Here is a 24,005-nt window from a genome sequence, read left to right on the forward strand (position 1 = left end):
ACCGCAAGGATCGGTGCCTGGCCGCTGCTGCGGCCGGCCCGAACAACAGGACCGCGCGGCCGGATGTCGCGACTGACGGTCGATGCTTGGCGGGATCGCGGGTCATGCCCATATTGGCCTCATGCTGAAGCTCACGCCGATCATCCTGATCCTGCTCTATGCCGCCGCGATGTGGTTCTTTTCGCTGTGGCGCCTGAAGGCCGAGCTGAACGCGAACTCGACGCCGCTCACCCATCCCCGGCTGGTGCCGATGCTGGAGCGGCTGGGCCGCGCCATGGATCTGCCGCCGATTCGCGCCCATGTCTATGAAATCGCGCCGGTGAACGGGCTGGCCGCGCCCGATGGCCGCGTCTTTCTGACCCGCGGCTTTCTGGACCGGCTGGACCGGAACGAGGTCACCGCCGAGGAACTGGCCTCGGTTATCGCGCATGAGCTGGGCCATGTCGCCCATGGCCACACGCGCCGCCGGATGGTCGATTTCGCCGGCCAGAACGTCATCCGCGTGGTGCTGGCCGGCGTGCTCGGGCGGTTTCTTCCGGGGATCGGCGCCTGGATCGCCAATCTGGTGGCGGCGACGGTGGCCGCACGCCTGTCGCGCCAGGACGAGTTCGAGGCGGACGCGTTCGCCAGCGCCCTGATGATCAAGGCGGGCCTTGGCACCGGCCCGCAGAAAAGCCTGTTTCGCAAGCTGGAAACCCTGGCCGGCCATCGCGGCACCGCGCCGGCATGGCTGATGTCGCATCCCAAAACCCCGGCCCGGATCGCCGCCATCGAAAAGCTCGAGGCGCGCTGGCGCGTTGCCTGACCGGGCCGGTATCGGCCGCCTTGCCCGGCGCGGCGATTGGCCTATGCTGCGGCGCAAAGTTATTGAGCGCCAATGACCCGCCCCTTTCGCCGCCGCATCCTGTATATCCCCGGTTTCGACCCGATCCCGCCGCGCCGCTACCGCGAGCTTTATCGGCGCGAGGGCACCGAGCAGGCGCGGATTTCCGGCTACCGGCTTGCCTTCGGCCCGCGCCGCGACCGCAAGGGCTTTGGCTGGGCGGTCAGCGGCGTTTTCGGCGGGCAGCAGACCGAGGCCGAGTTCGAGGTGCTGGTCTGGGCCGATATCGTGCAGGAATCAATGGGTCAGTCGATCCCGGCAACCTATGGTCAGCTGTTGCGCACGGCATGGGCCTATATCGGCTCGGGGGCGCTTTGGCGGCTGATGCGGCTCAGGCGCGGGCCGGTGATCGCGGCGCTTTATCCGGTGGTTGTGCTGCTGGCGCAGCTGGCGCTGGCGCTGGCGGCCGGGGCAGCGATCGGCTGGGTTCTGGGCCGTTTGACGGGGCTTGGCGCATGGCTGGGGCTGCCGGTGACGCTGGCGGTGGCATGGGCCGGGCTGCGGCTCTGGCGGCGGCTCGACGGCCGGATCTTTGCCTATTACCTGATGCATGATTACGCCTTTACCGCGCAGCATGGCGGCGCCTACCCGCCCGCGCTCGAGGCGCGGCTGGCGCGTTTCACCGACCGCATCGCCGAGGTCCTGACCGGCGACTGGGACGAGGTTCTGGTGGTCGGGCACAGTTCCGGCGCCTATCTGGGGGTGTCCGTGCTGGCGGATCTGGCCCGTTCGGGGCGCGTACCGGCGGGCGGGCCGCGCCTGGGCTTTTTGACGCTGGGCCATGTCGTGCCCATGGCCTCGTTCCTGCCGCGGGCGAAGCGGCTGCGGGCGGACCTGCGCGACCTGTCGATGCGGGGCGATCTGGACTGGATCGACGTGACCGCGCCGGGCGATGCTTGCTCTTTTGGCCTGTGCGATCCGGTCGCGGTCTCGGGCATCGAGCCCGAGGGCCGCAGGCAGCCGCTGGTCCTCTCGGCGGCCTTCTCGCAATCCCTATCGGCCGGGAAGCGGCGCAGCCTGCGCGGGCGCTGGTTCCGGCTGCATTTCCAGTATCTTTGCGCCTTTGACCGGCCCGGCAGCTATGATTACTTTGCCATCACCGCCGGGCCGCGCAGCCTGCGCGACCGCTTTGCCGGGCGGCAGCATTCGCCGGGCCGCATCGCACGCCCGGTCAACAGATGGACCGCGACATGATCCCGCCCAAGCCCCCCTCGCGCCAGGGCAAGGGCTCGGTCTGGCGCTTTATCCGCGATTTCCGCCGCGACATCCTGTCGGCCCAATCCGACCGGCTCTATCGCGCCTGGATGGCCGAGTTCCGCGGCCCGTTCATCCACAGCTTTACCTGCAACGATCCGAAGCTGATCGACCTGATCCTGCGGCAGCGGCCGATGGATTTCCCGAAATCGCCCCGCATGGCCGCCGGGTTGCAGCCGCTTCTGGGCAATTCCAGCTTCATCTCGAACGGCGACACCTGGCTCCGCCAGCGCCGGATCATCGACCCCGCATTCGAGGGCGGCCGGCTGCGCGAGGCGTTCCCCGCCATGTGGCAGGCGGCGCAGGCCGGCGTCGCGCGTCTGGCGCCCCTGGCCGACCGGCGCGAGATCGATATCGAGCCGCAGACCAGCCATATCGCGGCGGATGTCATCTTTCGCACCCTGTTCTCGATCCCGATCGAGAACCGGATCGCCGCGCAGGTGTTCGAGGCGTTTCGCGACCATCAGGACGCGCAGCCGATGGTGAATCTGGGCGGGCTGATCGCCCTGCCCCGCTGGGCGCGCCCGCATTCGCGCCGGGTGCGCGCCAGCGCGCGCCGCATTCGCGGGCTGATCCGGCAGCTGGTGACCGACCGCGCCGCCGGGATCGCGCAGGGAACCGCCCCGCCCGATCTGGCGACCAAGATCATGACCACGCCCGACCCGCAGACCGGCGCCTGCCTGACCGATCGCGAGATGATCGACGAGGTCGCGACCTTCTTTCTGGCCGGGCACGAGACCGGGGCCTCGGCTTTGGCATGGGCGCTGTTCCTGCTGTCGGAAAGCCCCGAATGGCAGCAAAAGCTGGCCGAGGAGGCCGAGGCCAAGCTGGCCCCCGAATTCGGCGCGGTCAAGGAACTTGCCACCGCCCGCGCGGTGTTTCGCGAGGCGCTGCGCCTTTACCCGCCGGTCGCCATGACCGTGCGCCAGTGCCGCCATGCCGAAACCCTGCGCGGCCGCCGCGCCCCCCGGGGGGCGCAACTGGTCCTGTCGCCCTGGCATCTGCATCGTCACCAGCGGCTCTGGGAGGCGCCAGATGCCTTTGATCCCGGCCGCTGGCAGACCGAAAACGGCCGGACCTGCATGCGCGAGGCCTATATCCCCTTTTCGGCCGGCGCGCGCGCCTGCCCCGGCGCCGGCTTCGCGATGATCGAGGGGCCGCTGATCCTGTCCGCCCTGGCAAAGGCTTATCATATCGCCCCCGGCGACACGCGGCCGGTGCCGGTCATGCGGCTGACGCTGCGGGGCAAGGCGGGCATCAGACTGCGCCTGAGCCCGCGCGCGGCCATGACCATGGGGGAATGATTGCCCAGCGTGCCCCCAGACGGGATCGAACCGCCGACCTTCGGTTTACAAAACCGCTGCTCTACCAGCTGAGCTATAGGGGCCACGCGGATTGTCATTTAGCAGCCCCTCCGCATCTGGGCAAGCATCTGCCGGCGCGGCCGGTATCCGATTTCGCGCCCCGTGAAATGCGGCGACACGGGCGCCCTACCCCCGCGGGGCGACCGAAAATGCGCATCGGGGCTTGCAATCCGCGCGCGGTCGGACTATTCCGCGCGCACTTCACAGGCGGGGTCGGGCCCCGGAGGGAGACATCCTTCGACGGTCCACCGGTTGGGGCACTGCCCTGAAAGCCCCGCCAAGGCGCAAACCGGAAAGGAAATGGACATGGCGCTTCCCGATTTCTCCATGCGTCAGCTGCTTGAAGCTGGCGTTCATTACGGCCACCAGACGCAACGCTGGAACCCCCGCATGGCCGAGTTCATCTATGGTGAACGCAACGGCATTCACATCTTCGACCTGACCCAGACCGTGCCGATGCTCGACGCGGCGCTGCAGGTCGTGCGCGACACCGTCGCCAAGGGCGGCCGCGTGCTGTTCGTCGGCACCAAGCGCCAGGCGCAGAAGCCGGTCGCCGATGCCGCCGAGAAATCGGCGCAATATTACATGAACCACCGCTGGCTGGGCGGCACGCTGACCAACTGGAAAACCGTGTCGCAGTCGATCCAGCGCCTCAAGGCGCTTGACGAGACGCTGTCCTCGGGCGCCGAGGGCCTGACCAAGAAAGAGCGTCTGGGCATGGAGCGCGAGCAGGCCAAGCTGCAGGCGTCGCTGGGCGGCATCCGCGAAATGGGCGGCCTGCCCGACCTGCTGTTCGTGATCGACGTGAACAAGGAAGACCTGGCCATCGCCGAGGCGAAAAAGCTGGGTATCCCGGTCGTCGCCGTGGTCGATACCAACTGCTCGCCCAAGGGTGTGGATTACATCATCCCGGGCAATGACGACGCCGCCCGCGCCATCGCGCTGTATTGCGATCTGGCCAGCCGCGCCGCGCTGGACGGCATGACCGCCCAGATGGGCGCCGCCGGTGTCGACCTGGGCGCGCTCGAGGCGACCCCGGCCGAGGACCTGGAAGGCGAAGCCGCCGAAGAAGCCGCCGCCGAGGCCTGATCCCGGCCGGCGGCCCGGATGGCCGCAGATGCCAGGTTTCACATAACGTTCATCAGGCGGGGATAAGCCCCGCCTGACGCATTGAAAAGCAAGGAGACAACCCGATGGCTATCACCGCTGCGATGGTGAAAGAGCTGCGCGAATCGACCGGCGCGGGCATGATGGACGCCAAGAAGGCGCTGACCGAAACCAATGGCGACATGGAAGCCGCCGTCGACTGGCTGCGCACCAAGGGTCTGGCCAAGGCCGCCAAGAAATCGGACCGCATCGCCGCCGAGGGTCTGATCGGGGTCGCCGTCGGCGACGGTCGCGGGGTCGCGGTCGAGTTGAACTCGGAAACCGATTTCGTCGCCAAGAACGCGGATTTCCAGAAGCTGGTGCGTGACATCACCGATATCGCCCTGCAGACCGGCGAGAATGTCGAGATCCTGAAAGCGACCGAGCTGAACGGCAAGAAGGTCGAGGAGGTCCTGACCGACGCCATCGCCCGCATCGGCGAGAACATGACCCTGCGCCGCATGCATGTGCTGGAAGGCGAGACCATCGTTTCCTATGTCCACAACGCCGCGGCCGAGGGCATGGGCAAGATCGGCGTGCTGGTCGCGCTGAACGGCCCCAAGGACAAGGCGCAGGAGATCGGCAAGCAGATCGCGATGCATATCGCCGCGACCAGCCCCGCCTCGCTGTCCGAGGCCGATCTGGACCCGGCGCTGGTCGAGCGCGAGAAATCCGTGCTGACCGAACAGGCGCGTGAATCCGGCAAGCCCGAGGCGGTCATCGAAAAGATGATCCTTGGCCGGATGGCGAAATTCTTCGAGGAAGTCACCCTGCTGGGCCAGAAATTCGTCATCAACCCGGATGTCACCGTGGCCCAGGCCGCAAAAGAGGCCGGCGTCGAAGTGACCGGCTATGCCCGCGTCGCGGTCGGCGAAGGCATCGAGAAGAAGGAAGAGGATTTCGCAGCCGAGGTCGCCAAGACCCTGGGCGGCAACTGATCCGCAAAGCGACGCCCCCGCCCGGTTCCGGGCGGGGGCCCGCGCCGCACCCGGCTCCGGCGATCCGGAATCGCCGTTTTCCCGGCCGCTGCGCGCCCCGCGCCGCTACTGGTCTTCCTTCCCGGGTTCGCGACTGACAGAGGAAAAGGGCGCAAAGCTCGTAAAGCGCCAGGCATCGGTCGAGGCCGAGACCGCGGCGGCAGGCTTGCTCGTCCCGCTCTGGCTCGTCCCGCGCTGGCTCCCCCCGCTCTGCACGGTGCATGGCTCACCGGGATCGAGAAAGATCTGCCGGCGGCTCGATGCCAGCAGGATCGCCTGGGCGGTCGTTCGCGCCCCCAGGGCCTTGCGCGCCAGACGCAGATGCTTCTCGACGGTTGCCGGGGTCAGGTCCAGAAGCTCGGCGATCTCCTGCGTGGTGCGCCCGATCGAGATGCTTTCAAGCACCTCGCGCTGCCGCAATGTCAGCACCTCGTCGGGCTGGTTATAGGGCAGGTTCGTCAGACGCAGGTGAACGATGCCGGTCAGCGCCTCGATTTCGCGGCGATATTTCGTCCAGTAGCCATCCAGCTTGTCCTGTTGCTGGCCCACCGCGCCATTCAGGATGACGCCGGCCCGCACCCGCTGGATCGTGTCGCCAAGGCTGATCGCATAGCCGGCCACATAGCCATAGGACCGGAACAGTTCGAGCACGCGCAGCTCTTCGTCGCTGAGCCGGCCGGCAATGCGCCGCGCGTTCAGCCAGTCCCAGCTTTCGCTTCCGATATTGCGCTCGATCCAGCGATACATCGGGGTGTTGGTCACCAGGTTCTGCGCCAGCAGTTCGTGCAGCAGGCGCGGCGCGTGGCTGGACAGCAGGATGCTGTCATCAATCACCCTTGCATTGAAGGTGCGGAGCAGCCGCACCGCCTGATAGGAGACATGCGGAAAGCCCCATCGGGTCATCGACTCCACATAGGACTGCCAGACACTCTCGGCCGAGCGCCCAGAAAGGATCCTCTCTACGGCGTCCAGCATTCCGCCACATCCCGCCGGGGCATTTCACGCCTGCCACAAAAATTGCAATAGTTCAGCATTGATCGAAATATTATTACCCCAAAACCAGGCGTGTTCAATGACAACGCAATAAACCTATTCGACATCGCTGTACATTGTGCGGATGGGAAATGTAAAATACAATTCTATCAAGGCGATGCTGACAATTGCTGGTTGCATCGCCCGGACCTCCGGACGAGGCGTCGCACCGCGCCCCCCGACCGGGCGCGGCAGAGAGGTTTTCCTGCCCTTTGATGCCCGCTAATGTGCCGCCAAACAAAGCGGGAGCTTCACGAATGCAGGTCGCCTTTCACTGCGGTGTCCATGGCACGGACATTTACCGGATGGTCAAGACATTGCTGCAGAACCGCGACTGGCTCCTGCGCAACGGAATCGAGCCGCTGACTCCCAGCAGCCACCGCGAGGTTTTCCTGAGCGCCACCAATGCGCTGCAGGGCGCGCCGGCGACGCCGGACATGCAGCAGGTGATGCTGGACAGCCTGCTCGAGGTGGACGATCCCAAGCGCATGATCTGCAGCACCCCCAATTTCCTGGGCACGGAGCGGCGCGCGATCTCGCCCGAGGGGCTCTATGTCACCGCCGGCGAAAAAATGGCGGCGCTGGCCAATCTCTTTCCCGATTGCGAGGTGGAGTTCTTTCTGGCGTTGAAGAACCCCGCCACGCTGATTCCCCATGTCGTCTCGCACAAGAACACCGGCACCTATCGCGAGGTCATGGCCGGCGTCGATCCCGAGGCCATGCGTTGGGCGCCCACGATCCGCAGCATCCTGTCACACCTGCCCGGTCACCGCATCATCGTCTGGTGCAACGAGGACACGGCGCTGATCTGGCCCGAGGTGGTGCGCAGGATCGCGACCATGCCCAGCGATGTGCCGCTGAAGGCCGGATTGCAGATCCTGGGCGACATCATGCGTCCCGAGGGCATCCACATGATCCGCGAAGCCCTGGCGCGGGAAGAGCGGCTGACCACCGCCAGCCGCCGCCGGATCTTTTCCGAGGCGCTCGAGAAACACGCCCTGCCCGAGGAGATCGATATCGAGGTGAACCTGCCGGGCTGGACGCAGGAACTCGTGGACCGGATCACCGCGGCCTATGACCGCGACGTGGCCGAGATCGCGGCGCTGCCCGGGATCGAGTTCATCGCCCCCTGACCGCGAGGCGGGCGCGGCCTCAGATCTCGTCGACGCGGCGCATCAGCCACAGCGCCAGCGCCGAGCAGATCACCGTCGCCAGGATGATCGGCCGCGCGGTGCCGTCGTAAAGCAGCCCGACCGGCGCGGCGATCACCACCGCCCCGGTCGTCGAGACCGCCGCGATGACCGAAGCCGCCATTCCCGCGATATGGCCCATGCGCTGCAGCGCCATGGCGTTGAGGTTGCCGAAGGTCACGCCGGCCATGAAGAACACGCTGACCGACCACAGGAAGAAGGCCGGGAATTTCAGCGCCTCCGGCAGCAGATCGCCCAAGACCAGCACCGTCATCACCCCCGAGACCAGCACCTGCATCGCATAGGCTGCCGTCACGATCCGCCGCATGCCAAGCCGCATCACATAGCGTGCATTCAGCACCGTCCCGGTGCCGGACAGCAGCGCCATGCCAGCGAACCAGAGCGGAAAATTGTCTCCGGTGCCGTAGGTCTCGACGAAAAGCTGCTGGGCGGAACTCAGCAGGGCGAACATCTGTCCGAAGCCCAGCGTCATGACCAGGGTGATCAGCTGCACCTGCCGGTTGACCATGACCTCGCGCGCCGAGACGATCAGATTGCCCATGTTCAGCTTGCGGCGCGCGGCGGCCGGCAGCGTCTCGGGCTGCAGCAGGCCCAGCCACAGGCTGCCCGCCAGCGCCATCACCACAAAGGATCCGAACACGCCGCGCCAGCCGACGAAATGAATGATGACCGCGCCGATCGACGGTGCGACGGCCGGGATCAGGATAAAGATCATCATGGCAAAGCTGGTGATCCGGGCCATCTCGCGGCCCTGATACATGTCGCGCACCAGGGCCAGCGACACGATGCGCGGCGCCGCCGCCCCCAGCCCCTGGATAAAGCGCGACGCCAGCAGCAGTTCCAGCGAATTGGCGAACACCGCCGCGACGGCGGCCAGCGCGTAGACGGCAAAGCCGATGATGATCACCGGCTTGCGCCCGAAGGCATCGGAAAACGGCCCCGCCGCCAGCAGGCCCAGCCCCATGCCCGCCACGAAAGAGGTCAGCACGAGCTGCGCGTTATTGGGATTGCCGGGCGACAGTTCGCTGGCGATCTCGGGCAGCGCCGGCAGCATCGAATCGATCGAATAGGCGATGACCGCAAAGATCAGCGCCAGCATCGCGACAAAGGCCGGCATCGGTTGCCGGCGGACAGGCTGCGGGATCAGATCGGACATGAGGCTTTCCACTATGCGACCCGCCGGACCTACCCGCCACCGCCGGCCAAAGCAAGCCCGCAGGCCGCGCGCCCGGGGCGCTTGCGCGCGCCTGCCCCGGGGCTATATCTGGTGCATGAGCGGAACCCTGAACCTGATGAAACTCTGCGTCGGCTGCGACGACCCGGCCGAACTGGCCGCATGGCAAAGGCAGCGCTACCAGGGCGGCCCCGCCCGCCATGTCACGCGCATGTGGCCCCGTCGCGAGGCCGAGCTTCTGGATGGCGGCTCGATCTACTGGGTGTTCAAGGGGGTGATGCAGGCCCGCCAGCGCATCCTCGAGCTGCAGGAGGTCCTGGGAGAGGACGGCATCCGCCGCTGCGCGCTGATCCTCGGGCCCGAACTGATCCGTGTCGCCGCGGTCCCGCGCCGTCCCTTTCAGGGCTGGCGCTACCTGCCTGCCGGCGATGCCCCGCCGGACCTGCCCCACGGCCGCGAGACCGAACCGGCCCTGCCGGCCGACATCGCCCGCGCGCTTGCCGATATGGGCCTGCGCTGAACATGCCCTGCCCCGCCCGAAAGTGATCCATGGCGCCCGTTCACAGAAAAGTCTTCCAGATCGGTTTCAACAAATGCGGCACCAAGTTCCTGACCGAGCTGTTCCAGATGAATGGCCTGCCCGGCCTGCACTGGCTGGGCGGCAGGCTGGCCGAGGATATCGCCTATTCCAAGGCCGTTGGCCGCCCGCCGCTGCAGCCATGGATCGACCAGACCGTGCTGTTCACCGACATGGAATCGGTCCATCGCTACGGCGCGCCGATGCTGGAAGGGTTCAAGGAATACGAATTTCTCGACCGCGCCTGTCCCGGCGCGATCTTCGTGCTGAACACGCGCAACGTCTATGACTGGATCAACAGCCGCTACATGCATCAGGGCGGCGAATACGCGCATTTCCATGCCACGCATGTGGGCGTTTCCCTGCCCGACCTGGCCGAGATCTGGTATGCCGACTGGGAACGCCATCTGGCCGGATGCCGGGCCTATTTCAAGGGCCGGCCGGAATTCGTCGATATCGACATCGACACCGCCCGGCCCGAGGATTACCGCGACATCTTCGGCCAGTGGTTCGACCTGAAACATTGCCCGGACCTGCCGGACGAAAAGGTCATCGACAGCCGTGCCGCCTATCTGCCCGGCCTGCAAAAGATGCTCTGGGCCGACGATTCCGAACACTCGTTCTCTGCCGACGAGATCGAGCAGACGGCCAGACAGATGGCCGAATTCGCCCGGCCGGCCCGTCTGCATAACGGACCCGAAGGCTATCGCGCCGCCTCGCTGATGGTGGCGCATTTCGATGCCGCGACGAAAACCGGCCTTGACCGGGCGGGGAACAGGCTGCCGCTGGCGCAGGATGAAAACGGCGTTTACCTGACCGACAGACGCGCGGACAAGTTCCAGCGCACGGCAACCACCATCAGCCAGATCGCGCGGCACAGCCGGGACGGCAAATTCGTCATCGACATGCAGGATGCCCGCCGCGTCGGCACCCCGGGCAAGCGCGTCGGCCATCCGGTCATCGCCTATTGCCGGCGCCAGGGGGCCGAGAACGTGTTTCTCTGGCCGCTGCCCGGCTATCACACCATCGGCGCCAGCAATTTCCCCGGCCAGCGGGTCAGCGACAGCCTCGCTTTCGCGGACAAGGTGGACAGGGCGGTCTGGCGCGGCGCCTTGTCCGGCAATTGCAGCGATGTCGTCGCGGGCCATTTCCACGACGCGGTCGAAGGGCCGATCTCCGTCATCGCCGGCACGCCGCCCGATTCCCCCGAAAGCCGCGCCGCGCAGGACCTGCTGTCGCGCAACATCCGCTTCGCCTTTGTCGAAACCCATGCCGGCGCGGCCGATATCGACGCCGCCCTGACCCCGGACGAGCAAACCCGCGCGGCGCTGGAACGGATCGGCAAGACCCATCTGACGGATAGCTTCCGCCGCCCGGCCTTTTTCCATCGCTATCGCTACATGATCTCGTTGCGCGGCAACGACACCGGCTCGAATTTCCTGCTGGGCGCGAACAGCAATTCGGTCGTGCTCAAGGAAGAGGACGGGTGGGAGTTGTTCTATTCCTTCCTGTTCAGGCCCTGGCAGCATTACATCCCGCTGGCCCCGGGCGCCGGCGATATCCTCGACAAGCTGGACTGGGCGCGCCGCAACCCGGAAAAATGCCAGGCCATGTCACAAGATGCCCGCCGGCAATGCCTGAAGCTAGCCGACCGGAATATCCGCAACCGATATCTGGAACTGACCGTCGCCGCCTATCAGGAAAGCTGCCGCGAACACGCCCCGAAAGCGCGCCCCGAGCCCGAACGGCCGTGATGGATTGGAGCGGGTAGCGGGAATCGAACCCGCGCCAAGAGCTTGGGAAGCTCGTGTGATACCATTTCACCATACCCGCGCAGGGCAAGCAGATAGCATCCCGCGCCGCCCCACCGCAAGCGCAAAGCGCAGAACAGGCGCCTCGCCTTCTTCTTCATCCAAATATCCATGCCTCCGGTGCCGCCGCGCCGGCCTATCCCATCGCGCGGGCCCGGTCACGCAGCATGAACTTCTGGATCTTCCCGGTCGAGGTCTTGGGCAGATCGCCGAAAACCACCGTCTTGGGCGCCTTGAAATGGGCCATGTTCTGCCGGCAAAAGGCGATCAGATCGCCCTCGGACAGCGCCCGCCCCGGCTTCAGCGCCACGAATGCACAGGGTGTCTCGCCCCATTTCTGATCCGGGCGCGCGACCACGGCGGCCTCCATCACGTCGGGATGCTTGTAAAGCACGTCCTCGACCTCGATCGAGGAAATATTCTCGCCGCCGGAGATGATGATATCCTTCGAGCGGTCCTTCAGCTCGATATAGCCGTCGGGATGAATCACCCCCAGATCGCCCGAGGCGAACCAGCCGCCGCGAAAGCTGCGCTCGGTGGCCGAGGGGTTTTTCAGATAGCCCTTCATCACATTGTTGCCGCGCATGAAGATCTCGCCCATGGTGGCGCCGTCGCGCGGCACCGGCCGCATGGTTTCGGGATCGGCGACCATCAGCCCGCCAAGCGCCGGATTGCGCACCCCCTGCCGGGATTTCAGCTTTGCGCGCTCTTCGGCCGGGCGCGCGTCCCACGCCCCCTTCCAGGCGCAGACGACCGAAGGGCCATAGGTCTCGGTCAGGCCATAGACATGGGTAACCGATATGCCCATCGCCTCCATCGCCGCGATCACCGCCGCCGGCGGTGCTGCGCCCGCCGTCATGACCTTGATCTCATGGTCGAAAACCTTCAGCTCGTCCGGCGCGTTGACCAGCATGTTCAGCACGATCGGCGCGCCGCAGAAATGGCTGACCTTTTCCTCGCGGATCAGGCGCCAGATCGGCTCCGCCCGGACCGCGCGCAGGCAGATGCAGACCCCGGCATTGGCGGCGATGGTCCAGGGAAAGCACCAGCCGTTGCAGTGAAACATCGGCAGCGTCCACAGGTAGCGCGCATGCTGCGGCATCCCCCATGAGACGATATTGGCCATGGCGTTCAGCGCCGCGCCGCGATGGTGATAGACCACGCCCTTGGGATCGCCCGTCGTGCCCGACGTATAGTTCAGCGCGATCGCGTCCCATTCGCTGCCAGGCAGCCGCCAGTCGAATTCCGGATCGCCCTCGGCCAGCAGATCGTCATAGCTGACCTGACCGATCCGCCGCCCGCCGTCATAGGAGGGGTCGATGATATCGACCACCATGATATCGTCGCGGCCTGCGATCCGCACCGCCCGCTCGGCCAGTTCGGAAAATTCGGGATCGACCAGCAATACCCGCGCCTCGCCATGGTTCAGGATAAAGGCCACCGCCTCGGCATCCAGCCGCGTATTGATCGCGTTCAGAACCCCGCCGGCCATCGGCACGCTGAAATGGCACTCGAACAGTTCGGGGATATTGGCGGCGATGATCGCGACCGTATCGCCCGGCCGCAGGCCGCGCGCCTGCAGCGCGCCGGCAACCCGGCGGCAGCGCGCATAGGTCTCGGCCCAGTTCCGGCGCTGGCCCTCATGCACCACCGCCAGCGCCTCGGGATGGATCTCGGCCGTCCGCTCGATATAGCGCAAAGGCGAAAGCTGCTCGTAATTGGCCGCGCATGCATCCAGCCCCTGCTCGTAGATGTTGTAATGAGGCATGGCACTCTCCCATTTGCCGACCGCGTTGCGAGATGCCACAATGCGCAGGGCCGGGTGGAACGGCAAGCCCGGCACGGCCGGCGCGGATAGAAACTGATCACGATGTCGGTTTTGGGGATTGAATGTCGCGGTGGTTGCTGATCGTTATGTGCCCGAAGTCCCAGCCCCTGCGGAGCAAGACCATGTCCGATATGTCACGTCGAATGGCCAGGCGCCTGATACTGCCGCTGGCCGCGGGATTGTTTCCCATTCTCGCGCTGGCGCAGCAGCCAGGCGAGGCGCCGCCCCCGGCGGTAACCGTCGTCACGCTGCGCGCCCAGGACGTGCCGCTGACCTCGACCCTGCCCGGCCGCGTGGCCGCCTCGGCCGAGGCCGAGGTGCGGCCCCAGGTGAACGGCATCGTCACCGAGCGATTGTTCCAGGAGGGCCGCCACGTCAAGCCGGGCGCGCCGCTCTTCCGGATCGACCCCACCACCTATGAGGCCGCCGTGGCGCAGGCCGAGGCCGCCGTGGCGCAGGCCGTCGCCCAGGCCGAGAATGCCCGGCGCGAGGCCGAGCGCGTCGGCGCGCTGCGCGACCGCCGGGTCGCCAGCGAAAGCTCGACCGACAGCGCCATTGCCGCGCGCGACGCCGCCGAAGCGGCGGTCAAGGTCGCCGAGGCGCAGTTGCAGACCGCCCGGATCGAGCTGGATCGCACCACCATCCGCGCCCAGCTGGACGGCGAGATCGGCCTGGCCCAGACCAGCCAGGGCGCGCTGGTCACGGCCAGCCAGGTCAACCCGCTGGCGGTGATCCGCAAGATCGACCCGGTCTATGTCGACGTGACCCAGTCGGCGGCCGAGGTGATCCTGTTCCGCCGGCAGATGGCCGAAACCGACTGGAAGATCCGCAGCGACCAGAAGGTGACGCTGCGCCTGGCGGATGGCTCGGATTTCGCACATGAAGGCCGGGTTGCCGCGGCCGAGCCCTATGTGAACGAAACCACCGGCGTGGTGACCCTGCGCCTGGCCTTTGACAATCCCGACCGGATCCTGCTGCCCGGCATGTATGTCCAGGCGGTGGTGCAGCGCGCCATCGCGCGCGGCGTGGTGCTGGCGCCCCAGGAGGGCGTCACCCGCGACCGTCGCGGCCAGCCCATCGCGCTGGTGGTCAATGACGAGAATATCGTCGAGCAGCGGCAACTGACCATCCTGCAGGACAGCGGCAATGACTGGGTGGTGAGCGAAGGGCTGGGCGATGGCGACCGGATCGTCGTCGAGGGGCTGCAAAAGATCGGCCCCGGCATGACCGTGGCGCCCGAGGAACGCCAGCCGCCCGCCACCGCCGGCGGCGACGCACAGGAAGCCGGGACCGCGGCCGCGCCGCAGGAGGAGACCGCGGCAGAAGAGGCCTCGGCAGAGGCCGCAGCTCAGGACGGAGAAACGACGAACTGATCTTTCGTCGCGGAAAAAGGACAGGAACCACATATGGCCCGTTTCTTCATCGACCGTCCGGTTTTCGCCTGGGTGATCTCGATCCTGATCATGGGGCTGGGGATCCTGTCGATCCTGTCGCTGCCGGTCGCGCAATATCCGCAGATCGCGCCGCCGACGGTGACGATCCGCGCCAATTATCCCGGCGCCTCGGCCGAAACCGTGGCCAATACCGTCACCCAGATCATCGAACAGCAGATGACCGGGCTCGACGGGCTGCGCTATTTCAGCTCGTCCTCGACCTCGGCCGGGACCTCCAGCACCGACCTTACCTTCGAGACCGGCACCGATCCCGACATCGCGCAGGTGCAGGTCCAGAACAAGCTTTCGCAGGCCACGCCGCTGCTGCCCGAACCCGTGCAGCGCCAGGGCATCACGGTCGAGAAATCCGCCTCGGGCTTTCTGATGGTGGTCGGGCTGACCTCCAGCAATCCCGATTACGAACAGGTCGATCTGGCCGATTACCTGAATTCCAACATCGTCAACGATCTCAGCCGGATCGAGGGCGTCGGCTCGGTGCAGGTTTTCGGCGCGCAATACGCGATGCGGATCTGGCTCGACCCGTCGAAACTGGCCGCCTTTGAGATGACGCCAGGCGATGTGATCGCGGCCGTGTCGGCCGAGAACGCGCAGATTTCGGCCGGCGCCTTCGGCTCGCGCCCCGCCCCCGAGGGGCAGATGCTCAATGCCACGATCACGGCGCAGTCGCTTCTGTCCACGCCCTCGGATTTCGAGCAGATCGTCCTGCGCGCCGAAGCCGATGGCGGGCTGATCCTGCTCAAGGACGTGGCCCGGGTCGAGATCGGCGCCGAGGATTACATGACCAGCGCCCAGTATAACGGCCAGCCGGCCTCGGGCATGGCGATCAGCCTGGCCTCGGGCGCGAACGCGCTCGACACGGCCGAACGCGTCAAGGCGCGGATGGAAGAGTTCGCCCGCTTCTTCCCCGAGGACATGGAATATGTCATCCCCTTCGACACGACGCCCTTCGTGCTGATCTCGATCGAGGAAGTGGTCAAGACGCTGATCGAGGCGATCGTGCTGGTGTTCTTCGTCATGCTGCTGTTCCTGCAGAACTGGCGAGCGACGCTGATCCCGACCCTGGCGGTGCCGGTCGTGCTGCTGGGCACCTTCGGGATTCTCGCGGCATTCGGATTCACCATCAACACGCTGACCATGCTGGCCATGGTGCTGGCCATCGGCCTGCTGGTGGACGATGCCATCGTGGTGGTCGAGAACGTCGAGCGGATCATGGAGGAGGAAGGGCTGTCACCGCGCGACGCGACGCGCAAATCCATGGGCCAGATCACCGGCGCGCTGATCGGCATCGCGCTGGTCCTGTCGGCGGTTTTCGTGCCGATGGCCTTTTTCGGCGGCTCGACCGGGGTCATCTACAAGCAGTTCGCGATCACCATCGCCTCGGCCATGGGGCTTTCGGTGGTGGTCGCGCTGACCCTGACGCCGGCGCTTTGCGCCACGCTGCTGCGCAACGAGCACGGCCACAAGACGCGCGGCTTCTTCGGCATGTTCAACCGCGGATTCGACTGGATCATGGGCGGCTACGGCAGCTCAGTCGGCTGGATCATCCGCCGGCCGCTGCGCGTGATGGTGGTCTATCTGTGCATCGGCGCGGCGATGGTCTACATGTTCGCGCGCACCCCCACCGGCTTCCTGCCCGACGAGGATCAGGGGATCATGTTCGTCCTGATCCAGGGCCCGACCGGCGCCACGGCCGAACGCACCGAGGCCGTGATCCGGCAGATCCAGGGCTATTTCAACGAAAACGAAGCGGCGAATGTCGATTCCTCCTTCGGCGTCTCGGGCTTCAGTTTCGCCGGTCAGGGCCAGAACATGGGCATCGTCTTCCTGCGGCTGAAGGACTGGGCAGAGCGACCGCGCCCCGATCAGTCGGTGCAGGCCATCGCCGGGCGCGCATTCCCTGCCTTCATGCAGATCCGCGATGCCATGGTGTTTCCGATCGTGCCGCCCTCGGTCATCGAGCTGGGCAACGTCTCGGGGTTCGACCTCTATCTGCAGGCCCGCGCCGGCCAGCCGCATGAGCAGCTGCTCGAGGCGCGCAACCAGCTTTTGGGCATGGCCGCCCAGGACGCGCGCATCGAATCCGCCCGTCCGAACGGGCTTGAGGATGCCGCGCAATACAATCTGGATATCGACTGGCGCAAGGCCGGCGCGATGGGGGTCAGCGCCACCGATGTCGGCAGCCTGCTCTCGGTGGCCTGGGCCGGGAATTACGTCAACGATTTCATCGATCGCGGCCGGATCAAGCGCGTCTATGTGCAGGGCGAGGCGTCGTCGCGCGCGGTGCCGACCGATATCGACAAATGGCGGGTGCGCAACAATGCCGGCGGGCTGGTGCCCTTCTCGAATTTCGCCGAAGGCCGCTGGAGTTTCGGCCCGCAGGGGCTGACCCGCTATAACGGCGTGCCCGCGATGCAGATCCAGGGCTCGCCCGCCGCCGGCGTCTCGACCGGCGAAGGGATGAGCGCGATCGGGGAACTGGCCGCGCGCCTGCCCGAGGGATTCGACATCGCATGGACCGGCCTGTCGCTTGAGGAACAGCAGGCGGGCAGCCAGACGACGCTGCTCTACGCCCTGTCGCTGGCGGTGGTGTTCCTCTGCCTTGCGGCGCTGTACGAAAGCTGGGCGATTCCCTTTGCGGTCATGCTGGCCATGCCGATCGGCGTGCTGGGCGCGCTGGTCGGGGCATGGCTGGGAAGTTTCGACAATGGCGTGTTCTTCCAGGTCGGGCTGCTGACGGTGATCGGCCTGACCGGCAAGAACGCCATCCTGATCGTCGAATTCGCCCGCGAACAGGCCCAGGCCGGCAAGCCGCTCTATGATGCCGTGACCGAGGCCGCGCGCCAGCGTTTCCGGCCGATCATCATGACCTCGGTCGCCTTTTCGCTGGGCGTGCTGCCGCTGGTCATCTCGACCGGGGCGGGCGCCAACGGGCGCAATACGATCGGCGCGACGGTGCTGGGCGGCACCATCTCGGCGACGGTGCTGGGCGTGCTGTTCGTGCCGCTGTTCTTCGTGCTGGTCCGGCGCATGCTGGGCCGGCCCGACACGATGGTGCCGCCGGCGACAGCGGGCGCAAAGGCCTGATCGAAAACGTCAAACCGCCCGAACCGGCACCGGACAGGGGTCGGTTCGCGCGCATCCCGCTTGCTCCGTTGCCGCCCCGGGCCTAATCTCGGGGCAGCGAAAGCCGCCGCCACGGGCAAGGGGATGATGACCGGCAGCCAGATCAGCATAGGGGCGCCCCTGCAGGGACGGCGGCGGCGCGCGCCGGCGACCATTGCCGCCAGCAGGGGGTGATCCATGCCGCGCCCGCTTCCGGCCACCGCCCGCCCGCCCGCGCGTCCGCTGATCGGCACCCGCATCCGCGAAAGGCGCCTGTCGCTGGGCCGGCGCCAGACCGATATCGCGCAGCGGGCGGAAATCTCGGCCGCCTATCTGAACCTGATCGAACATAACCGCCGCCCGGTCGGCGAAAGGCTGCTGTCGCGACTGGCCGAGGCGCTGGAAATCGACGCCGCCGAACTGGCTTCGGATCGCGAAGAGATCCTGATCGGCACCCTGCGCGAAGCCGCCGCCCGCGCGGCCGAGCAATCCGGCACCGGGGTCGAGCTTGACCAGATCGCCGAATTCGCCGCCCGCTTTCCCGGTTGGGCCAGCGCGCTTGCCGGCGCCATCCGGCGCGCCGACGCGCTTGAACGGCGGCTGGTCGCGTTGTCGGACCGCATGACACGCGACCCCTATCTGCTGACCACCCTGCACGAGGTGCAGTCTGCGGTCACGGCGCTGCGCTCGACCGCCTCGATCCTGGCCGAAACCCCCGAGATCGAGCCGGAATGGCGCGATCGTTTCCATGCCAATCTGGACAGCGACAGCCAGCGCCTGTCGCGCACCGCGCAATCGCTGGTCGCCTATCTGGACAGTTTCGAGGATGACGCGGTTCCCAGTTCGCCGCAGGAAGAGGTCGAGGCCTGGCTTGCCGCCGGCCAACCCGACCCCGCCGAGGCGGCCGAGCTGGTCTCGGATGCCGGGCGGGCATTGGCGCGCGGGCTGGCCGAACTGCTGGCCCATGACCGCGCGCTGTTGCCCGATGCCGCGCTTTCGGCGGCCATATCCGAGCCCGGTCTGGCCGACGACCCGGCGCTGATCGCGGCGCGGCTGGGGCGGCCGCTCGATCTGGTGCTGCGGCGGCTTGGCACTTTGCGCCCCGGTCCCTGGGCGCAGGCCGGGCTGATCGTCTGCGACGGCTCGGGCGCCTCGCTCCTGCGCCTTGCCGCGGCGGGCTTTCCCCTGCCCCGCCCCGGCGAAGGCTGCCCGCTCTGGCCGGTCTTCGAGGCACTGGCCCAGCCGCAGCTTCCGGTCGCCCGGCTGATCGAGACCACGGGCGGGTCGCGCTTTGCCGCCTGGGCGGTGGCCGAACGCCTGTTGCCGATGGGCTTCGACGGGCCGCCGCTCTGCCGTGCGCAGATGCTTCTTCGGCCGGCGGCGGCACAGGACAGCCGCCCGGTTCTGGGCATCGGCCCCGCCTGCCGCATCTGTCCGCGCGCCTCCTGCATGGCGCGGCACGAGCCCTCGATCCTCGGCCCCGCCTGAGTTTTGACAACGCCGTTCCCGCCCGCCATGATCGGAAAAATCCCGAAAGGAACCCGCCCGTGACCTCGGCCATCGATGTCCTGCTGATCGAGGATGAGCCCAGCATCGCCGAAGCCGTCCGTTTCGTGCTGACGCGCGAGGGCTGGAACTGCCGGCATTGCGCGAATGGCAGCGAAGCCATCGGGCAGATCCGCCGGCTGAAGCCGCGGCTGGTGATTCTGGACCTGATGCTGCCGGGCCGCAGCGGCGGCGAATTGCTGGCCGATCTGCGCGCCGATTCCGTGCTGGCCCGGCAGCCCGTGCTGCTTCTGACCGCGCGCGGCACCGACGCCCTGCCCGAGGGCGCCGACCGCGTGCTGGCCAAGCCCTTTGCCAATGCCGATCTGCGCCTGGTCGTGCACGAATTTCTGGACCGGGCATGAAGCCCAGGACGCGCCGCCTGTTTCTGGGCCGCGAGGGCTATCGCCGGCGCCGCGCAGCCGACGCGACCCGTGTCGTCATGGCGGCCTTTGCGCTGGCGGCGCTGCTGCCGCCGATCTGGCTGCCGCAATATTTCAGCTATGCCCTGGGCACCGTCTGGCTGGCGGCGACCTGGAGCCTGACCATCCTCGCCACCGCGGCGCTGCACCGCATCCTGACCCAGCCCCCGGCGGAGGACGAGGATGACGCCTGAAACGCTGGGCGCCGCCGCAATCGCCTATATCGCGCTGATGTTCCTGCTGGCCCATGCTGCCGACCGGGCTGCGGCGCGCGGACGCTGGCGCTGGATGGACCGGCCGGTCGTCTATACGCTGTCGCTGTCGGTCTATTGCTCGGCCTGGACCTTTTTCGGCGCGGTCGGCTATGCGAGCCGCTCGGGGCTGGAATTCCTGACCATCTATCTGGGGCCCGGCATCGTTTTCGCCGGTGCATGGTGGGGCCTGCGGCGCCTGCTGCGCGTGGCGCGCATGCATCGCGTGACCTCGATCGCGGACCTGATCTCCAGCCGTTTCGGCAAATCCGCGGCACTGGCCGCGCTGGTCACGCTGATCTCCATGCTGGCGGCAACGCCGTATATTGCCCTGCAATTGCAGTCGTTTACCATGGCTATCTCGGTTTTTGCCGAACCCGGGGACCCCTTGCCGGGGAATATCTCGCTCTGGGTTGGGATCGGGCTTGCCGCCTTTACCATCCTGTTCGGCACCCGCAACCTGGCCGCGGATGAGCGTCACCACGGCGTCGTCATGGCGATCGCGGTCGAGGCGGTGGTCAAGCTGGCCGCCTTTATCGCGGTGGGCACCTATGTGCTCTGGGGGCTGGCCGACGGCCCGGCCGACGTGCTGGCGCGCATCGACCGTCTGGCGGAATCGCCCGAAGGACAGGGCTGGCTGATCCGCCCCGACCGCTGGTTCACGCTGATCGCCCTGTCCGGCGCCGCGGTCGTCGTCCTGCCGCGCATGTTCCACGTCCTCGTGGTCGAGGCCAATGACGAGGACCGGCTGCGCCATGCCGGCTGGGCCTTTCCCGCCTATCTGGCGGCCATGTCCTTTCTGGTCCTGCCGATTGCGGTGATCGGGCGCGATTTTCTGCCGGCGGACGCCAATCCCGATCTTTATGTGCTGACGCTGCCCCTGTCGCAGGGGCTCGATACGCTGGCGGCGCTGGTCTTTCTGGGCGGGTTCTCCTCGGCCATGTCGATGGTGGTGGTCAGCGCGATCGCGCTGTCGACGATGATGGCCAATCACTGGCTGGTGCCGCTGTGGCTGTGGCTGCGGCAGGCCACGCTGTCCGCGCCGGCCGGCGCGCAAGAGGATCTGGGCGCGCTGATGCTGAACGCAAGACGGCTGGCCATCGTCGCGGTGATCGGCGCGGGCTGGGTCTATCATCAGGCCTCGGGCGGGACCGCTGCGCTGGCGGCGATGGGAATCGTGGCGTTTTCAGGCATGGCGCAGGTCCTGCCGGCGATGGTCGTCGGCCTGTCCTGGCGCGGCGCCACCCGGCGCGGCGCCACGGCCGGCGTTCTGGCCGGCGCCCTGATCTGGGCGCAAATGGTGTTCCTGCCCTCGCTCGGGCTGATCGCGCCGCCGGTCATGCCCGCCGGAATCGATCCTTTTGCCGGGGCGGTCCTGCTGGCCCTGTCGGTCAACCTGACGCTGCTCATTCTGGTTTCCCTGATCGACTTTCCCGACCCCGTCGAGCGCATGCAGGCGCTGTCCTTCGTTCACGCCATTGCCCCGGACAGCACCCCGAACGAGGCCGCGCCATCCACCAAATCAGAAGAGCTTCTGACCCTTGCCGGGCGGATATGGGGCAGCGAAAACGCCCTGGAATTCTTTCGCGGCATGGCAGAGCAGCAAGGCAAATCGGGATATTTGCCGGATCTGACGCCGCGCTTTCTGGTCGATTTCGAACGCCGCCTTGCGGGAACGGTCGGCGCCGCGACCGCCGCGGCGCTGATGACGCGCGTGGTCGGCCGGGGCGGCGTGACCGTCGCCGATCTGATGGAGGTCGCCGGCGAGGCCAGCCAGGCACGCGAAGCGAACAGACGCCTTGAGCTGACCTCATCCGAGCTCGCAAGAACAGCTGCCATGCTACGGGAAACGAACGATAAACTTACCGCACTGTCGGCGCATAAAGATGCCTTTCTGGGCCAGATCAGCCATGAGCTGCGCACCCCCATGACCTCGATTCAGGCGTTTTCGGAAATCCTCAAAGAGCCCGGCCTGTCTGACGAGGACCGGTCCCGCTTTGCCGGGATCATCCATGACGAGGCCAGCCGCCTGACCCGGCTGCTGCAGGACCTGATCGACCTTGCCGTGCTCGAAGTGGGAAGCGCGCGGCTGAAGCCCGCGGTGATCAACCTGCATGACCTGATCGAGCGGGCCCTCGCGGCCTCGGGCGCGACCGCCCCGCAGCGCACATTCACCATTCAGCGCAATCGCCCGGCCGAGCATATGTCGGTCATCACCGACCCCGACCGCCTGCTGCAGGTCTTGATCAATGTGATCGCGAATGCCCGCAAGTATTGCGATGCCGAGTTTCCGGTCATCCGAATCGATACCCGCCGCGCAGCTGCCGGCGGCACCGAGATCGACATCAGCGACAACGGTTCGGGAATCGCGCCGGAAAGCCGCGCGCTGATCTTTGAGAAATTCGCCCGGCTGAACGATCCCGCACGCGCCGGCGGCGCCGGGCTCGGATTGGCGATCTGCAAGGAAATCATGGAGTTCCTGGGCGGTCGGATCGCCTATCTGCCGGGCCGTGGCGGTGCGTGTTTTCGCATCACCCTGCCCGCGCGGCCGCCCGTCTCGCAAGCGAATGATGCGAATTAGCGGCGGCTAAACCTTTTGGCAATCAATCCCTGCCACTCTGCCTCGGAAAGCGTCATGATTCGGCCCGGAAATGGAAAGCCAGACACAGGAACAGGCGGCAGGCGCGAATGGCGTCTCAGGTGAAAACCCTGCGGTTGGCGCTCCGGGATCGGTCCTGCGCCGGATGATTGCCGCCCGTGGCAGCAATCCCGCAGCTTCGGCGCCCGCCGCGATGCCGCTCGCCTTCGATCTGGAACGCGCGGCCGCCAATGCCCTGGGGCGCGCGGCGGAAAAGCAGCATCGCCTGCCGGTCTTTGTCGAGGGGGTGGAACTTGCCGCCATGACTGTTCCCGAACTGGCGGAATTGCTGCCGGAACGGGCACTGCTCGCGGTGCTGGAAGGACCGGGGGACAAGCTGGGTGTCATGGCGCTTTGCCCCGATTTGCTTGCCGCGATGATCGAAATGCAGGCGATCGGGCGTGTCACCTCGCGCCCCGCGCAAAGCCGCAAGCCGACGCGTACCGATGCCACCATATCGGCCGATTTCGTCAACGCGCTGCTTGCCGAGCTGGGGCAAGAGATGCGATCGGGCGCCGGGCATCCGGCCTTCGGCGCCTATCGCTACGCCACCTATATCGACGATCCCCGGCCCCTTGCGCTGATGCTGGAAGACGGCGACATGCTGCGCCTGAGCCTGCGCTTTCGCGTGGGGTCCGGCGGCCAGCGCGATGCCTCGATCCTGATCGCCCTGCCGGCCGAGGGAGGGTTGCCGATCCGCCCGCAGCCCGGACCCGTCGATAAAATCAGCGCCCTGCCTCCGGCCAACGCGTCACCGGACAGCCCGGTCGTTCCCGGCACGCTGGCTGCGGCCGCCCGACAGGTCCCGGTCCGGGTTGTCGGCATCCTCTGCCGGCGCAAGCTCAGCCTGCAGGCATTGCGGGCCCTGGCGCCCGGATCGCTGATCCCGTTGCCTCAGAATGTCCTGGACGATGCCAGGGTTGAAACCGAACAGGGGCAGTTTCTGGCGCGCGGCCGACTGGGCGAGGCGGATGGCTTTCACGCGATCCGGCTGAGACATGCCTCTCCTGCAGAGCAGAGCAGGGCACAGGCCGGAACCGGCGCGCAGCCCCCCGACAGCGCCGCCGCGCCCGCTCCCGTGCAATTCGGCAATCAGCCGCTTCCGGCTTTCGGCGCAAAGGATCCTGCACCGCCCATCGCCGACCTGAACCAGCCGGACGCATTCCGCCAGGCGGCGACCGCCGACATGGACGGCCCCGGCAATTCTGTCGGCCAGATTCCCGAAGGCAACGCCCTGCCCGGCTGACGAAGGGCGAAACCCGCAGAAGCGGCGATCAGGGCGCATTCCCGGCCTCCCCCCGGCGGCGGCGCAACACCTGCCGCCCGAAAACCCAGT

Annotated in this window: 18 protein-coding genes and 2 tRNA genes; 15 read left to right on the plus strand and 5 right to left on the minus strand. The window is 67.0% G+C overall.

Going from position 1 to position 24,005, the window contains the following annotated elements:
- The first annotated feature begins 121 nt into the window (after positions 1-121).
- From IT41_RS13305 to IT41_RS13315, 3 genes are all read left to right on the plus strand, one after another.
- Positions 122-805: a M48 family metallopeptidase gene (locus tag IT41_RS13305; RefSeq protein ID WP_036742291.1), complete on the plus strand. Its 684-nt coding sequence runs from the start codon at positions 122-124 to the stop codon at positions 803-805.
- A gap of 72 nt (positions 806-877) precedes the next feature.
- The gene (locus tag IT41_RS13310) at positions 878-2,077 is read left to right on the plus strand and encodes a hypothetical protein (RefSeq protein WP_036742228.1); all 1,200 of its coding nucleotides are present in this window, start codon (positions 878-880) and stop codon (positions 2,075-2,077) included.
- The gene (locus IT41_RS13315; RefSeq protein WP_036742294.1) at positions 2,074-3,441 is read left to right on the plus strand and encodes a cytochrome P450; all 1,368 of its coding nucleotides are present in this window, start codon (positions 2,074-2,076) and stop codon (positions 3,439-3,441) included. Before IT41_RS13310 ends, IT41_RS13315 begins: the two co-directional genes overlap by 4 nt.
- Positions 3,442-3,451: 10 nt before the next feature.
- On the opposite strand, the gene IT41_RS13320 is transcribed toward IT41_RS13315, so the two are convergent.
- Positions 3,452-3,524, minus strand: a tRNA-Thr gene (locus IT41_RS13320).
- 277 nt (positions 3,525-3,801) lie between these two features.
- On the opposite strand from IT41_RS13320, the gene rpsB reads away from it, so the two are divergent.
- Positions 3,802-4,590 carry a 30S ribosomal protein S2 gene (gene rpsB / locus IT41_RS13325; RefSeq protein ID WP_074948133.1) on the plus strand — a complete coding sequence of 263 codons (789 nt, stop codon included), beginning with the start codon at positions 3,802-3,804 and terminating at the stop codon, positions 4,588-4,590.
- A gap of 104 nt (positions 4,591-4,694) precedes the next feature.
- A complete protein-coding gene (tsf, locus tag IT41_RS13330; protein ID WP_036742229.1) occupies positions 4,695-5,585 on the plus strand; it encodes a translation elongation factor Ts in 891 nt (296 codons plus the stop codon).
- Positions 5,586-5,690: 105 nt separating this feature from the next.
- Here the strand turns inward: tsf and IT41_RS13335 are convergent, their stop codons facing one another.
- Positions 5,691-6,599, minus strand: a complete 909-nt coding sequence (locus tag IT41_RS13335) for a helix-turn-helix transcriptional regulator (RefSeq protein WP_052081533.1) — start codon at positions 6,597-6,599, stop codon at positions 5,691-5,693.
- A 314-nt stretch (positions 6,600-6,913) separates the two neighbouring features.
- Between IT41_RS13335 and IT41_RS13340 the strand changes: the two genes are divergently transcribed.
- On the plus strand, positions 6,914-7,789 hold the full coding sequence (locus tag IT41_RS13340) for a hypothetical protein (protein ID WP_036742231.1): 876 nt from the start codon (positions 6,914-6,916) through the stop codon (positions 7,787-7,789).
- 19 nt (positions 7,790-7,808) lie between these two features.
- On the opposite strand, the gene IT41_RS13345 is transcribed toward IT41_RS13340, so the two are convergent.
- Positions 7,809-9,023, minus strand: a complete 1,215-nt coding sequence (locus tag IT41_RS13345) for a multidrug effflux MFS transporter (RefSeq protein WP_036742232.1) — start codon at positions 9,021-9,023, stop codon at positions 7,809-7,811.
- Positions 9,024-9,138: 115 nt separating this feature from the next.
- On the opposite strand from IT41_RS13345, the gene IT41_RS13350 reads away from it, so the two are divergent.
- Together IT41_RS13350 and IT41_RS13355 are read left to right on the plus strand one after the other, a co-directional pair.
- The gene (locus IT41_RS13350) at positions 9,139-9,561 is read left to right on the plus strand and encodes a DUF1489 family protein (RefSeq protein ID WP_036742233.1); all 423 of its coding nucleotides are present in this window, start codon (positions 9,139-9,141) and stop codon (positions 9,559-9,561) included.
- Between the two features lie 29 nt (positions 9,562-9,590).
- Positions 9,591-11,372, plus strand: a complete 1,782-nt coding sequence (locus tag IT41_RS13355; protein WP_036742234.1) for a glycosyl transferase family 90 — start codon at positions 9,591-9,593, stop codon at positions 11,370-11,372.
- 5 nt (positions 11,373-11,377) lie between these two features.
- Here IT41_RS13355 and IT41_RS13360 read toward each other — a convergent pair.
- Together IT41_RS13360 and IT41_RS13365 are read right to left on the minus strand one after the other, a co-directional pair.
- Positions 11,378-11,451: transfer RNA gene (locus IT41_RS13360), tRNA-Gly, on the minus strand.
- A gap of 114 nt (positions 11,452-11,565) precedes the next feature.
- Positions 11,566-13,197, minus strand: coding sequence for an acyl-CoA synthetase (locus IT41_RS13365; protein ID WP_036742235.1), 1,632 nt, complete (start codon positions 13,195-13,197; stop codon positions 11,566-11,568).
- A 203-nt stretch (positions 13,198-13,400) separates the two neighbouring features.
- On the opposite strand from IT41_RS13365, the gene IT41_RS13370 reads away from it, so the two are divergent.
- The 7 genes from IT41_RS13370 (at position 13,401) to IT41_RS19505 (ending at position 23,915) form a co-directional block, all read left to right on the plus strand.
- Positions 13,401-14,630: an efflux RND transporter periplasmic adaptor subunit gene (locus IT41_RS13370; protein WP_036742236.1), complete on the plus strand. Its 1,230-nt coding sequence runs from the start codon at positions 13,401-13,403 to the stop codon at positions 14,628-14,630.
- A gap of 33 nt (positions 14,631-14,663) precedes the next feature.
- Positions 14,664-17,795: an efflux RND transporter permease subunit gene (locus IT41_RS13375; protein WP_036742237.1), complete on the plus strand. Its 3,132-nt coding sequence runs from the start codon at positions 14,664-14,666 to the stop codon at positions 17,793-17,795.
- A 216-nt stretch (positions 17,796-18,011) separates the two neighbouring features.
- Positions 18,012-19,301: a helix-turn-helix transcriptional regulator gene (locus IT41_RS13380; RefSeq protein ID WP_052081535.1), complete on the plus strand. Its 1,290-nt coding sequence runs from the start codon at positions 18,012-18,014 to the stop codon at positions 19,299-19,301.
- A gap of 59 nt (positions 19,302-19,360) precedes the next feature.
- On the plus strand, positions 19,361-19,723 hold the full coding sequence (locus tag IT41_RS13385; RefSeq protein ID WP_036742240.1) for a response regulator transcription factor: 363 nt from the start codon (positions 19,361-19,363) through the stop codon (positions 19,721-19,723).
- The gene (locus IT41_RS13390; RefSeq protein WP_036742243.1) at positions 19,720-19,974 is read left to right on the plus strand and encodes a hypothetical protein; all 255 of its coding nucleotides are present in this window, start codon (positions 19,720-19,722) and stop codon (positions 19,972-19,974) included. Before IT41_RS13385 ends, IT41_RS13390 begins: the two co-directional genes overlap by 4 nt.
- The gene (locus tag IT41_RS13395; protein WP_036742245.1) at positions 19,964-22,612 is read left to right on the plus strand and encodes a sensor histidine kinase; all 2,649 of its coding nucleotides are present in this window, start codon (positions 19,964-19,966) and stop codon (positions 22,610-22,612) included. Before IT41_RS13390 ends, IT41_RS13395 begins: the two co-directional genes overlap by 11 nt.
- Before the next feature lie 70 nt (positions 22,613-22,682).
- Positions 22,683-23,915 (plus strand): FliM/FliN family flagellar motor switch protein, encoded by a 1,233-nt coding sequence (locus IT41_RS19505; RefSeq protein ID WP_052081537.1) that lies wholly within the window; start codon positions 22,683-22,685, stop codon positions 23,913-23,915.
- Positions 23,916-24,005: the final 90 nt, after the last annotated feature.

The sequence above is a fragment of the Paracoccus halophilus genome (assembly GCF_000763905.1).
GTDB classification, from domain to species: Bacteria; Pseudomonadota; Alphaproteobacteria; order Rhodobacterales; family Rhodobacteraceae; genus Paracoccus; species Paracoccus halophilus.